A 13,265-nucleotide genomic window follows, 5' to 3' on the forward strand; every position below is an offset into this window, starting at 1 on the left:
TTTTGTCGTGGGCTTGACATAAGGGTGACGGAGATAGTGATGACAAAATTCAAAATAATACCCGTGTATTCACTTAAACACGTTAAAAAGAATTATAGGTTGTCAAAAGGGAAATTTCACTGAAGTTAGTCTTGAACTTTTAATAGGATAAATCTAATACAAAATTAGCCAGATTTTAATAAAAAGATAAAATGTAAACTGAGATTATATGCATTAGTACCCCATGAAATAGAGTATAATGTAATTAGAAGAAAAAAGTGCATTTTGGTATAGATTTTATTGTTTTCTATTAAAATGCTGCTTTTATATCAATTTGTCAGCAAAATAGTTGCATATATAGAACAAAAATTTTATAATATAATTAGAAAATCATTAATGGTTTATTGTGAGGAGGTGAATGATATGTATAGCATTATTGATATTGCACAATATCTAATGTCAAAAGATGGATATATAAGCCAAAAAAAGTTGCAAAAATTATGCTATTATATTCAGGCATGGCACCTTGCATTTAAAAAGAAAAAATTGATTGATTGTTCCTTTGAGGCTTGGGTACATGGACCCGTTTGTAAGGAACTATATCAGAAAAGAGCCTCCCTTGAACCCAATGAAAGGGAATTACCCAATGAAGTAAAGCGGTTTATAGATGTAATCTATAATACGTATGGTAGGTATACCGGCAATCAATTAGAAAATATAACTCATTCAGAACGGCCTTGGAAAGAGGCTAGAGGTAATCTACAATACTGGGAACCAAGTAATAATATAATATCGGATGATTCAATGCAAGAATATTACGAGGGAATAATTAGAAAGAGTAATGAATAATGAATTAATGCAAGAAGAGAAAGATGGCTTTTTTAAGCGAAGATGGCTAGAATTTAAAGAAAGTCCTATAGAATTTATATGTATGCTGCTATGTGTTGCGATAATAGTGGCATACAATTTTTGTGTAGATTCAGAGTATAAAGACGAGTTTATGGGTAATGCTATAAATCTTTTTTGTACATTCGTTTTTTCATGGCTTTTTGCGAAATATAGCTGTAACCTAGAGGCAAAACGAGAAAACAAACGGTTTGCTACTGTGGCATATAGGCATAATAAAAGCCTTTTAACAAAGATTGATTATAATATTTGTTTAATCGACTCGTTAATAGAGAATAAAACTAATTGTAGAAAAGAGAGTTTTTCTTGTGAACAACGAGAAAATCTATTTAGGATTCGGGATGCAATGATTTCATTTAAAAGAGATTCCCAAGAAAATTTAGCAGATTGGACAAGCCAGATCGCGGATGAGATTGATTTAATGAATGAGTGTATAAAAAAATATGACGACTATAAAAACGCGTTAGAGGATTCACAAGATGAAAATAATGATGTTGGGGAAGCCAATCCAGAAGAAGTTAGAATTGAGTATAAAAAACTACGAGAGAAGCTTCCAAAGGAATTCAGAATTATTTTAGATAATGAAATTAAGTTGACTGACGAAATGGATGCCTACCTTAATAAGGAGGAAAAATTACAGGCGCAACAGTTAAAAGAAATGATCGAACAAGAAGCAATTAATGATATCATTGATCAGGTACAAAGCCTCGGCTAACGAATATATTTAGCATTATAGCCACCTAGTTTATTACAATTTTAATAGTCCAGGTGGTTGTTTTTATTTGTCCACGTACTAATTCTTTTTTTACATATATTTGTCCACGGTTTGTCCACGCCAAGATGGTGATAACTGTATAGAACAAACTATAAATGGATATAGATTTATAAAGACTATGGATTAAAACGTTGAAATTCAAACATTTATATGATATGTTAAGATGTGATTGGATATTTGTTAATATCATCAAATCTTAATCTAATTTTAATCTTTCTCCCATTTTTCATTAATTTGGCAGAGGTACTATATAGGTACAGAAAGGGAAACCGGAGTAAAGAGTTAAGATTAGAAAGGAAAAGAAAAATGAATCAGTTAGAAAGAGTTGAGAAGATCAGAGAAAAAACAGGCGTAACCTATGAAGAGGCAAAAGAAGCTTTAGACGCTGCGGGCGGAGATGTGCTGGATGCCATCGTATACCTGGAAAATCAGGGGAAAATCAAAAGACCGGAGAAACAGGTTTATACAACAGAAGCAGAACAAGATACGAGCCGGGAATTGATTGAGGCTGCCAAAACATATGAGACGGATGACCACGAGTCCTTTGGCGATATCGTCAAGAAGTTCCTCAAGTGGTGCGGACGTATGATTAAAAAGGGCTGCGAAAATTTCTTTATCGTAGAAAAGCACGACGAAGAAATCATGTCAGTGCCAGTCATTGTCATAGCGCTGCTGCTGTTATTTGCATTTTGGATTATTCTGCCGCTGCTTGTCGTCGGACTGTTCTGCGGATTCAGATATTCCTTCAGGGGGAACATCACCAAATCTGTAGATGTGAACAAAGCCTGTGACAAAGCAGCAGAAGCCTGCGAGTCCATGAAAAAAGAGTTTAAGAATTAAGAACAATTGGAGAGGAATACATGTCACGTAAAATTTTACTCATAGAAGATGAAGAAAAAATCGCCAGATTTGTAGAGCTGGAATTGACTCACGAGGGTTATGAAGTAACGAAGTCTTTTAACGGAAGAGAAGGTTTGGAATTGGCGGAAAGCGGCAATTACCAGTTGATTCTGCTGGATGTCATGCTGCCTGAGTTAAATGGTCTGGAAGTCTTGCGCAGACTGCGCAGGACTTCTGATATCCCGGTCATCATGCTGACCGCCAGGGATGCGGTCATGGATAAGGTTTCGGGTCTCGACGCCGGAGCCGATGATTACATCACCAAACCTTTTGCTATAGAGGAACTTCTGGCCAGAATCAGGGTGATTTTCAAAACGCGGGTCAGCGCAGAGCGGCAGACGCGCAAGATGAGTGTAAACGGCGTGACCATGGACATCGACAGACATGAGGTTACTTACGGGGATGAAATTATTGAACTGAACAATAGAGAATATGAGCTGGTACACACTTTGATGGAAAATAAGAACATCGTTCTGAACAGAGACCAGCTCATGAATACGGTGTGCGGGTATGATTATATGGGGGAGACGAACATCATTGATGTGTACGTCAGATATATCCGCGCCAAAATAGACGATAGATTTGGGATTAAGTTTATATCGACGGTACGTGGCGTAGGTTACGTTATCAAAGAGGACTGATTGAATGAGTGAAAATAACAACAAGATGACATCCATAGCCAGAAGAATTAACTTTGACTTCTGGCTGAAACAATTTGCCAACTTTCTGATGATTGATGTGGTGCTGATCGTTCTGATTGCCGTCACCTTCTTTGTATGGCGGGAAAACGCTATACCAGAAGGCGCAGTAGTGGACGACAGATATTTTACGGGAGATGAATTTCGACAGATTCAATACATCATAAAAACAGAAACTGGAAAGCTTTACGGCTATTCTATTTACCAGGTCTTTGATTTAATCAGGCTGCCGGCAATCGTATTTCTGGTGATACAGGGGCTGACGCTGATTGGGGAACTTTTTAATACAAAAAAGGTGAGAATGCGGATGCGTCCGCTCAATGATATCGCCATCAAAACAGAACAGTTGAGCCACATGGCTTTAGACAGTGAAAAATTTGAGAACTTTGAACAGGCCATCTCTAATCTGAACCCGGAGATGCCGGATGCAAAGGTGCACACTGGCGATCAGGATTTGCAGAGCCTGGAAATCGCTATCAATAATCTGCTGGCGCGGATGCGGGAAAGCCACAGACAGCAGGATCGCTTTGTTTCTGATGCCTCCCATGAACTGCGGACGCCTATTTCCGTCATCCAAGGTTATGTCAATATGCTGGACCGATGGGGAAAAGAGGATGAGCAGATTTTGGATGAGAGCATAGAAGCGATTAAAAATGAATCCGAAAATATGAAGAATCTCATCGAACAGCTGCTTTTTCTGGCCAGGGGAGACAGCGGGAGAAACACGCTGCACTTTGAAGATTTTGACCTTACGGAGACCGTAAAGGATGTATGGGAAGAATCCATCATGATCGACGAAAAACACATCTATCAGTTTGAAGGGAAGGAACAGATCACGGTCAATGGTGATATGTCCATGATCAAGCAGTCCCTGCGGATTTTGGTGCAGAATGCGGCAAAATATTCAAAAGAAGGGGACGGGATTACCCTAAAATCCAAGATAGAGGATGGCAGACCCTGTTACGTCGTGCAGGATGAGGGAATCGGCATGGCAGAATCGGAGGTCATCCATGTCTTTGAACGCTTTTATCGTGCCGGTTCTGCTAGAAACAGTGCCGAGGGCGGAAGCGGGCTGGGGCTTTCCATCGCGAAGTGGATTGTAGATGCCCATGGCGGAACTATCGAAATTCTTTCAAGACCGGAGTTTGGGACGAGATTTACCGTGAAGCTGTAATAATTGAGGACAGCATGGCATATATTTTACCATGTTGATTGAGTTAAATAAGAAAAAACTGAAAAAGGTGGGCGCAGGCGCTTTAGTGGCAGTATTGGCTATCAGTGCCGCTGCGGGATACAGAGTGTTAAATCCCGGACCGGCTTCACAGGAGAAACAAACGTCTGAATCTGTGGAGACTGCCTCTGCCAGCACAGAGACCACCAACTGGGGTCTTTCTTTCCAAAAAGATGGTGAAACGCCAATAGGCAATGCGAGCGCGGAGGAGCTGAAAAAGTATAATTCATATTACTGTGGAAATAAGGATAAGAAAGTAATCTATCTGACTTTTGATGCGGGGTATGAAAATGGGTATATGCCTGAGATATTGGACGTTTTGAAAAAAGAGAAAGTACCGGCTGCCTTCTTTGTTGTGGGCACTTACATCAAAGAAAATCCCGATCTGATTAAGCGCATGGAAAAAGAAGGTCATATCGTGGGCAACCACACCATGACGCATCCAGATATGTCGGCCATCGCTGATGATGAAGCGTTTAAGAAGGAATTGAATCAGGTCGAAGCTCTCTATAAGGACGCGACAGGAAAGAAGATGAAAAAGTTCTACCGTCCGCCGCAAGGGAAATTCAGCTTTTACAATTTGGAACAGGCGAACAAGCTGGGTTATACGACGGTATTCTGGAGTCTCGCTTATGTGGACTGGTATGTCGACAAGCAGCCGACCAGAGAAGAAGCTCTGCAAAAACTGATGCCGAGAACCCATAATGGCGCAGTCATTCTGCTCCATTCTACTTCAAAAACAAATGCCCAGATTCTCCAGGAATTAATAACCAAATGGAAAGAAGAAGGGTATCAATTTAAGTCCCTGGAAAAAATGGGCATGTGAGCTGATTAAAAATGTGTTAACAGAGTGCTGCCACATACTTTTCTAAAGAAGATGCGATGAGCTTATGGCCTTCTTTGTTTGGATGCATACCGTCCACGCAGAGAAGGCTTTTGTAATTCCTCTGTTTGAGAAAATCTGTCCGGATGTCGATGACGGGGATCTGATATTCACTGGCTAACTGGAAGATCATATCGTTGTACTGCTGATGCCACCGGAAGATAAAGTCCACATCGTTTTCGAGAAATTGGAGGATCTTCTCTCTGTCCAGATCCTTGGAAATCCAATTAAAAAATCTGTCTGAATCCAGAGGCGGCAGCGACATCAGAATAGGATGACTGCCGGCATTCCTTGTCTTTTCAATTATATTCTCATAAATCGCTTGAAACCGTTCTATGGGAACTTGCGCCATATGGGATGCGCCTGGCTGACTGGCAACTTCTGCCCAGTTGAGATCGCAGTCGTTACCGCCAAATTCTAAAATCGTATATTGATAGTCTGACAATTTGTCAGCTTGTTTTTCTAATATTTCTGAGCCTTTTGTGACCGTGCAGCCGAACTTGGCATAGTTCTTAAAGGGTACAGAAGTCTTGGACTGCACTAAGTTGACAAAGTTTTCCTTTAAAAACGTGTACTTGTTCTTAATTTCGTCGAAGACGACCCCTTTTGCTACAGAATCTCCAAATACACATATATTCATAATAGATACTCCTTTTGATAATGATAAATATTTTGCAATGTGATATTTAATATTATATTATGAAATAATTAAAATGTCAATAAAGAATTGCAAAAAAGGTAATTATGTTTTATAATACTATAAGCAATAGGCGCTCGGAGGTAACTATGGATAAGATGAAAGAATTTAAAGAACAGCTGAGAAATTCCCGGCCAGAAGAATGGGAGCAGATTCCCGATATTGATTTATATATGGATCAGGTCATCAGCTATATGACTCGTCAGCATATCGGACTTGCGTTAGAAAACGAAGAGACTTTGACGTCCGCCATGATTAACAACTATATCAAAAGCGGCTTGCTGCCCAGAGCAAAGGGCAAGAAGTATAACAGAGAACATATCGGCTATCTGACTGCAATCTGCCTGCTGAAACAGGTGCTCAGTGTCGGTGAGACCGGCGTGCTGCTGAACAATCAGATGGAGCACAGAGACATTGAAGACTTCTATCATAACTATAAGGATACATTGGACAGCGAGTTCAACCTGGTGGCCGATGAACTGAAGGTCGAAGCCTCCGAAGAGGAACTGGCACAGATGGCCTTAAAAATGGCTGTATCCAGCTATGCGCAGATGCTGGCCTGTAAAAAAATCCTGCAGGCGATCACCCCCGAAAAAGAGCAAGAAAAATAGAAAATATGTCACAAAGAGACGCCCCTTTTCATAGTATAAATTATCTTACTGTGAAAGGGGTTTTATTTTGAATAGAAAAGAGCCTTACATCGGTATGCCGATTATTCTTGGCGAATACGATGAAATAACAGCAGCACCTGACTGCAACGTAGAGATCAAACCACAGCCGCCACAGCGACCTGAACCTGACTGTACACCGGATATGAAGCCGCAGCCACCACAGCAGCCTGAACCCGACTGTACACCGGACATCAAGCCGCAGCCGCCGCAGCCGCCGCAGCCGCCCGATCAGAATCCTGATTGTGAACCGCAGCAGCGCATGGCTTTGGCGATGGCTTACGTGCCTTGGCAGAAGTGGCAGCAGCCGTATGATTTCGAAAAAGGTTTGATGGTGGGAACAATTTTCCCTGATTTGGATCTTCCATTTTTAGGATATCAAGGAGGGATGAAACGATGACCAGAGCAGAAGCACTGAGACAAGTACAGATGTATAGTTTTGCCCTGGACGATACAGGGTTATTCCTTGATACCCATCCTGACAACAGGGCCGCATTGACATTTTACGACGATACAAGGAAAAAATATCTGGAGGCTGTCGAAGATTACGAGATGCAATTCGGACCTTTGACTGCCAAAGACTCTGATGTAGAAAACGGATGGACCTGGGTGGACGCACCTTGGCCATGGGAAGTGGAGGAATAGTATGTGGACATATGAGAGAAAATTACAGTACCCGATTAATATCAAAAACCCGAACCCGGCGATGGCGAAGTTCATCATCACTCAGTACGGCGGACCAGATGGTGAAATCGGAGCGTCTCTGAGATATTTATCTCAAAGATATTCCATGCCTTATAGAAAAGTCGCCGGCGTTCTGACAGATATCGGCAGTGAAGAACTCGGTCACTTCGAAATGGTATCTACCATCGTGCATCAGCTGACTAGAAATATGACAATCGAACAAATTAAAGAAGCTGGTTTCGAAGATTATTTCGTAGATCACACTTCCGGCGTTTATGCGCAGGCGGCTGCCGGCTTCCCATTCGATGCACTCTGTTTTGCCTCAAAAGGAGATGCAATTACGGACCTTACTGAGGATATGGCTGCAGAACAGAAGGCGCGTACTACTTATGATAACATCCTGAGAATGGTCGACGACCCGGACGTTATTGAACCGATTAAATTCCTGCGCCAGCGTGAAGTTACACATTTCCAGCGTTTTGGAGAAGCCCTTCGAATCGTACAGGACAATTTGGACTCGAAAAATTTCTACGCAATTAATCCAGAATTTGATTTAAGATAATGTTATTTGAATCAAAAAAGACGATGAGTCCGTCTCATCGTCTTTTTTGTGTGATCAACTTATCTGTTCCGTCTTTTTACTTTTCTTTACTTTGATTGCCAAGGTAAAGGATAGTACGACTGCTGCCAGACAGCAGATGCCCAGGAAGACGAACATTCTAAAGTAGCCGGCTTCATCTCCTAAGGTGTCCAGCCAATTTCCGAACATGGCTGGAACAAACAGATCTGGCAGATAAATGACCATGGACGCGATACCGATGGCTGTGGCCGCATAGGAGATGGGAATATCAATTTCGTTGAGCACAGACCACATGACACCGTACATCATCATAGCAAAAGCCGAAGCCAGCATTGAAATGATGATGGCGATGGTAACGCTGCTGACACCTGCTGGAATCTGAGTTGTCATAAAGAATAATACCGCTAAAATCGCAAAGCCGAACCCATAGAATCTGAGAGTGGATTTCAACAGTTTATCTGCAATGTATCCCCCGACTGGCGCTAGGAAGTAAAGCACATAACCTCTAATGATTGCCAGAAGGGAAGAATCGGAAACATCCATCCCTACCTGGGAAGTCAGGTAAGGAGTAAAGTAGGTCACATTGCTGTATATCGTATACATGACGAACATGATGACTGCAGCCCACCAGAGATAAGGATTTCTGACGGCCTTGCCCACATCCCGTAAGTTAAACTTGTCGTCTTCTGCATCCTCAGAAAGTGCAATCGCGTTGTCCTTAAAGGTTAGAAGGACAAGAAGACCGGCAACGAGAACCGCAATGGACATGGCTATAATGGTTTTAAACATGGCAGAATGGGCATCTTCTGTAGAAGTATACAGATCCCAGAAGAGAAAGCTGCAGGCTAAGCTGATAATGGACCCTAAGGCGTAGTACCAGCCGTAAGCTGAGCCAGAATCCTCTTTGCCGCCAATCAGCCGCAAGCCTTTGTTCAGCGCTGTCCAGAAAACAAAGCTGGTGGAGAAAGCGAATAGAAAGAATACGATCAGTGCTGTGATATAGTTCATGGAGAAGGCGAGGATAAATCCCAAAACGCCGGTGCTGAAAAGAGACAGCACCAGCATCTTTTTCGTTGAGAATTTATCCGCTACGATGCCGCCGGGAATATATAACACCATACAGCCGATGGCGTAGGCTGAAAGCAGAAAGCCTGCCTGCGCGTTGGTCATATGAAACGCTGCTAGCAATTTGTCATAGTAGACGTACTTGATATATGGCAGTTCGTAAATCACACTGCCGGCGATGGAAAACGAGATAATGGCAATAAAGCTCTGAAAACTTAAACCGATTTTTTTCATAGTCATATCTCCTGTCTGATTTTTTAAAAATACGCGTATATTCATCATATACTATAATGGCTGACGGCGAAAGTGAAAATTTATTTTAGGCTCCCTCTTTCCATGACACAATATTTGGTATATTATAACTCATAGTGGATGTCTCATGCCCCTGTGGACGTCAGGTCCGTTATCTGGAGAGGAGAAGGCTGTGAAAAAGAAGATATGCAGTGATTACTTTAAGGAATTCATAAACATTGGAGATTTAAAACCAAATGGAAAAGGCCTTTTTACCTTTGTGCGGTATGACACAGACTTGCAGGGAGATCAGTATAAGGCAAACTTGTTTCTATTTGACATGGAAAAGAATCGTGTCTCAGAGCAGCTGACTTTCGAAAACAAAGTGGGTCTTCATCAGTGGCTGGATGATGAGAATTTGATAGTAACTGCGCTGAGGGAGCAGGCGGATAAAGATTTGTCAGAAAAGGGAATTCCTCTGACTGTGTTTTACCGTTTTCATATACACAGCAAGCAATATGAAGAACTTTTTCGAGTCCATAAAAACGTCTGTCAATTTGCCCGCATTGACGACAATAAATATCTTTTGCTGGCAGAGGACAGCCTGTTAGAAGATGAATATCTGAGCGAAGCGGGCGGCGACTGGGAGAAATATGCTGCAATTGTCAAACGAGAGTCCAAATACTTTGTCGCCGACGAAGTTCCTTTTTGGACCAACGACGGCGGGTACGCAAACAAAAAAAGAGGACGGCTTTTCCTCTTTGATCGCGGCACCCTCAAACAATTATCCGCAGACGAATTCAGTGTCTGTGATGTGAAAGCTTGTAAAGATCACTATGGCTTATTTTACGGCGTGGACTCTGGCGGCGTGCAGAAGACAGAAGGAAAACTGTACAAAATCGACTACGATACCATGGACATAGCTGCGCTAGATGAGACAAACCGTTATATCTACACTTACATTCAGCCCTTGGACCGAGATCGTATCCTTGTCTGCAGGAATGACAGACGGTTTCACGGCGAATACCAGAACGAGTATATCGATGTCATTGACCTGAAGTCGGGCACATTTACGAGGAACAATGGAAGCGCCGATGTCCACCTTTACGATAATGTCGTCAATGACATCACCTATCTGACAGGCTGGCTCAACAAAATTACGGTGACAGATGACGGGCTTTTGTTCATCGCCACCAGGGGAGGCGCATCAAAGCTGTACTACTCAGCCTTTGGCAGCGATGAGCTCAAAGCGGTCACAGGGCAGGGAAAAATTCTGGACTATTTTATACAAGACGATAAAATTTACATGACAGCAATGCGAGGGTTATCCGGTCCAGAAATCTATTGCAAGAAGCTGGAGGATGAGAAAGAAATCCGATTGAGCAATTTTAATAACCACCTGGAGGAGTCGTATACGTATGCACAAGTGGAAAGCTGCAATTTTGTTAATACTGATGAAATTGAAATAGAGGGCTGGATCATGGCACCAACAGATTTTGACGAGAATCAGAAATATCCAGTAATTTTATTTATTCACGGCGGACCTGGCTCTGCTTATGGTCCTGTTCTAAACCACGACATGCAGGTTATGTGTGCAAAGGGGTACGGTGTGATCTACTGTAACCCCAGAGGTTCGGAAGGCAGGGGCGGCGCTTTTGCTGACATCAGAAAAAAGTGGGGAACCGTGGACTATGACGATTTGATGGAGTTCGTCGATAGGGCTGTAAAGCGGTATCCATGGATTGATGAAGAAAGGCTGGGCATTACAGGCGGGTCTTATGGCGGCATTATGACCAACTGGATCATCGGTCATACACAGAAGTTTAAAGCGGCTGTTTCAGACCGTAGTGTATCCAACCTTTTGGGAGACTGCTGCCTGTCCGACATCGGGTTCTCCTGTAACAAAGATACCTACGGCGTGACGCCATGGCAGAACCCAGAATATCTGTGGGAACAATCAGCCTTGAAATATGCGCCCTGCATCAAAACACCGGTGTTGTTCATTCACGGCATCCATGACTATCGCTGTACCTGCGATCATTCGTTGCAGCTTCACAGCGCAATCACTTATTTTGGCGGCATCTCCAGAGTCTTTGCCTTTAAGGAGGAAAGCCATGAACTCTGCAGAAGCGGCAGTCCTCAGAATAGGCAGCGGCGAATCGATGAAATGGTGAAGTGGTTTGAGCAGTATTTGAATTGAGATTGACCCAAAGTATAACTGCATTGCAGCAAAGGCTGCCTTTTCGGTTATAAAGGCATTTCATGTGTCTACCATGTTGAATAGCAAGAGATTTTTAGATATAATATTATAAAAACGTGAAGGTAGGTGTAGATTATGAATTGTCTGCTCTGTGGCAAGGAAATGAAAAAAGGCGGAATCATCGTCAGCGGCAGAACTATAATGGCATTGGAATGGTATCCTGCAATAGAATTTAATAAAAGGGGCTTGAAGAGTTGGAATCGCACCGACGGAAAAGAATTACTTGACGAAGCCTGCCTCTTTGGATCGAAATTTGAAGACGCTTTTTATTGTGAACACTGCAACAAAGTTATAGGCCTTTTTAACGTTAGAAAAGAGTCGGAATCATGAAAAGTTTTCATTTATATGCTTTAATTACGATTTTGTGTTGGTCGGTGGGCAACACATTTACAAAGATTGCGCTCGCCTATTTCAGCCCATGCCCTCTGGCGGCGTTGCGTTACGTTGTCGCCTTTGTCACCTTTGTCGTCATCGCCCTGGTCATAAAGATGAAACTGCCGCAGAGGAAAGACCTCTTTTGGTTTATCTTTGCCGGAGCGACTGGCTTTTTTGGCTACACGCTGGCTTTCAACAAGGGTTGTGAGACTGTGACCGCTTCTACGGCAAGCGTCATTTTAGCAGCCGTACCGGTGATAACGGCGCTTTTAGCTAACTTTATATACAAGGAAAGACTGAGGCTGCTGCAGTGGGCGGCTATCGCGGTGGAGTTCTGCGGCGTGGCGATTATGACACTGATGAACGGACTGGAAGCAATCAAACCGGGTATGCTCTGGGTACTCATTGCAGCGCTGTCCCTCAGTACCTATAATCTGATTGTCAGGCATCTGACAAAGAAATACACTTCACTGCAGACTTCTGCTTTCAGTATCTTTGCGGGCGCTATTCTGCTGATGGTGTTTTTACCCCAGGCCGTGGGCGAAGTCCGACAGGTGCCGCCTGTGACGCTCATATATGTGGTCTTTATGGGGGTTTTTGCGAGTGCTCTCGCTTATGCTACATGGGCAAAGGCTTTTTCCAAGGCGCCAAAGACCTCCCAGGTCAGCAACTATATGTTTCTGACCCCCTTTGTCACGGGTGTATTGGAGTTTTTCCTAACAGGCGCGGTGCCGGATCTGGCGACGATTCTCGGCGGCATCGTGATCTTTGCGGGACTATTTTTATTTACTTTTGGAGGAAGAGAAAGGAAACGAAAAGATGAAATTAGTAATTCAGCGAGTGAGTGAGGCGTCAGTTGCCATAGATGGTGAAATCAGAGGTCAGATTGGTCAGGGATTTATGGTGTTAATCGGTGTGGGCAAGGAGGACACAAAAGAAATCGCTGACAAATATATCAAAAAAATGATCGGTCTGCGTATCTTTGAGGACGAAAACGGGAAAACCAATTTGTCCCTTTCGGACGTGAACGGACAGCTGCTGTTGATTTCTCAGTTTACCCTCTATGCCAACTGCAAGAAAGGCAACCGGCCCAGCTTTATCGAAGCAGGCGCTCCGGCATCGGCGGAGGCTCTTTATGAATATATGATAGAGGAGTGCAGAAAAGTGGTCCCTGTGGTGGAGACTGGTGAGTTCGGCGCAGATATGAAAGTATCGCTGACCAACGATGGCCCTTTTACTGTCGTATTGGATGAGTCGATATTATAACAGCGTTTATCATAGTATATGTGTATTATCAAAACGCAACTAGTACGAGTTCGGACTAGTTGCGTTT

General features: G+C 42.9%; 16 protein-coding genes. 14 read left to right on the top strand and 2 right to left on the bottom strand.

Going from position 1 to position 13,265, the window contains the following annotated elements; genetic code table 11:
- The first annotated feature begins 402 nt into the window (after positions 1-402).
- The 6 genes from ACMQ5W_RS01985 to pdaA all read left to right on the top strand — a co-directional run bounded on the left by ACMQ5W_RS01985 (position 403) and on the right by pdaA (position 5,315).
- Entirely contained in the window at positions 403-828 is a 426-nt protein-coding gene (locus ACMQ5W_RS01985) for a Panacea domain-containing protein (RefSeq protein ID WP_419022950.1), read from the top strand.
- Entirely contained in the window at positions 821-1,600 is a 780-nt protein-coding gene (locus ACMQ5W_RS01990) for a hypothetical protein (RefSeq protein ID WP_419022952.1), read from the top strand. The genes ACMQ5W_RS01985 and ACMQ5W_RS01990 overlap by 8 nt, the downstream gene beginning before the upstream one ends.
- Positions 1,601-1,966: 366 nt before the next feature.
- The gene (locus ACMQ5W_RS01995) at positions 1,967-2,500 is read left to right on the top strand and encodes a DUF4342 domain-containing protein (protein ID WP_148494133.1); all 534 of its coding nucleotides are present in this window, start codon (positions 1,967-1,969) and stop codon (positions 2,498-2,500) included.
- 20 nt (positions 2,501-2,520) lie between these two features.
- Positions 2,521-3,201 carry a response regulator transcription factor gene (locus ACMQ5W_RS02000; protein ID WP_419022954.1) on the top strand — a complete coding sequence of 227 codons (681 nt, stop codon included), beginning with the start codon at positions 2,521-2,523 and terminating at the stop codon, positions 3,199-3,201.
- Positions 3,202-3,205: 4 nt separating this feature from the next.
- A complete protein-coding gene (locus tag ACMQ5W_RS02005) occupies positions 3,206-4,432 on the top strand; it encodes a sensor histidine kinase (RefSeq protein ID WP_419022956.1) in 1,227 nt (408 codons plus the stop codon).
- A gap of 31 nt (positions 4,433-4,463) precedes the next feature.
- On the top strand, positions 4,464-5,315 hold the full coding sequence (pdaA, locus tag ACMQ5W_RS02010; RefSeq protein WP_148494139.1) for a delta-lactam-biosynthetic de-N-acetylase: 852 nt from the start codon (positions 4,464-4,466) through the stop codon (positions 5,313-5,315).
- A gap of 16 nt (positions 5,316-5,331) precedes the next feature.
- On the opposite strand, the gene ACMQ5W_RS02015 is transcribed toward pdaA, so the two are convergent.
- Positions 5,332-6,012, bottom strand: coding sequence for an SGNH/GDSL hydrolase family protein (locus tag ACMQ5W_RS02015; protein WP_419022958.1), 681 nt, complete (start codon positions 6,010-6,012; stop codon positions 5,332-5,334).
- Positions 6,013-6,158: 146 nt separating this feature from the next.
- On the opposite strand from ACMQ5W_RS02015, the gene ACMQ5W_RS02020 reads away from it, so the two are divergent.
- From ACMQ5W_RS02020 to ACMQ5W_RS02035, 4 genes are all read left to right on the top strand, one after another.
- Entirely contained in the window at positions 6,159-6,680 is a 522-nt protein-coding gene (locus ACMQ5W_RS02020; protein ID WP_148494143.1) for a DUF1836 domain-containing protein, read from the top strand.
- Between the two features lie 67 nt (positions 6,681-6,747).
- On the top strand, positions 6,748-7,137 hold the full coding sequence (locus tag ACMQ5W_RS02025) for a spore coat associated protein CotJA (RefSeq protein WP_419022960.1): 390 nt from the start codon (positions 6,748-6,750) through the stop codon (positions 7,135-7,137).
- Positions 7,134-7,382, top strand: coding sequence for a spore coat protein CotJB (locus tag ACMQ5W_RS02030; RefSeq protein ID WP_148494145.1), 249 nt, complete (start codon positions 7,134-7,136; stop codon positions 7,380-7,382). Before ACMQ5W_RS02025 ends, ACMQ5W_RS02030 begins: the two co-directional genes overlap by 4 nt.
- Before the next feature lies 1 nt (position 7,383).
- Positions 7,384-7,983, top strand: coding sequence for a manganese catalase family protein (locus ACMQ5W_RS02035; protein ID WP_067537189.1), 600 nt, complete (start codon positions 7,384-7,386; stop codon positions 7,981-7,983).
- 54 nt (positions 7,984-8,037) lie between these two features.
- On the opposite strand, the gene ACMQ5W_RS02040 is transcribed toward ACMQ5W_RS02035, so the two are convergent.
- Entirely contained in the window at positions 8,038-9,300 is a 1,263-nt protein-coding gene (locus ACMQ5W_RS02040) for an MFS transporter (RefSeq protein ID WP_419022962.1), read from the bottom strand.
- A gap of 190 nt (positions 9,301-9,490) precedes the next feature.
- Between ACMQ5W_RS02040 and ACMQ5W_RS02045 the strand changes: the two genes are divergently transcribed.
- The 4 genes from ACMQ5W_RS02045 (at position 9,491) to dtd (ending at position 13,198) form a co-directional block, all read left to right on the top strand.
- A complete protein-coding gene (locus tag ACMQ5W_RS02045) occupies positions 9,491-11,497 on the top strand; it encodes an alpha/beta hydrolase family protein (RefSeq protein ID WP_419022964.1) in 2,007 nt (668 codons plus the stop codon).
- 135 nt (positions 11,498-11,632) lie between these two features.
- A complete protein-coding gene (locus ACMQ5W_RS02050; protein WP_419022966.1) occupies positions 11,633-11,887 on the top strand; it encodes a PF20097 family protein in 255 nt (84 codons plus the stop codon).
- Positions 11,884-12,780 (top strand): DMT family transporter, encoded by an 897-nt coding sequence (locus ACMQ5W_RS02055; RefSeq protein WP_419022968.1) that lies wholly within the window; start codon positions 11,884-11,886, stop codon positions 12,778-12,780. Before ACMQ5W_RS02050 ends, ACMQ5W_RS02055 begins: the two co-directional genes overlap by 4 nt.
- Positions 12,752-13,198: a D-aminoacyl-tRNA deacylase gene (gene dtd / locus ACMQ5W_RS02060; RefSeq protein WP_419022970.1), complete on the top strand. Its 447-nt coding sequence runs from the start codon at positions 12,752-12,754 to the stop codon at positions 13,196-13,198. Before ACMQ5W_RS02055 ends, dtd begins: the two co-directional genes overlap by 29 nt.
- Positions 13,199-13,265: the final 67 nt, after the last annotated feature.

The organism is Emergencia sp. (genome assembly GCF_048465375.1).
Classification (GTDB): Bacteria; Bacillota; Clostridia; order Peptostreptococcales; family Anaerovoracaceae; genus Senimuribacter.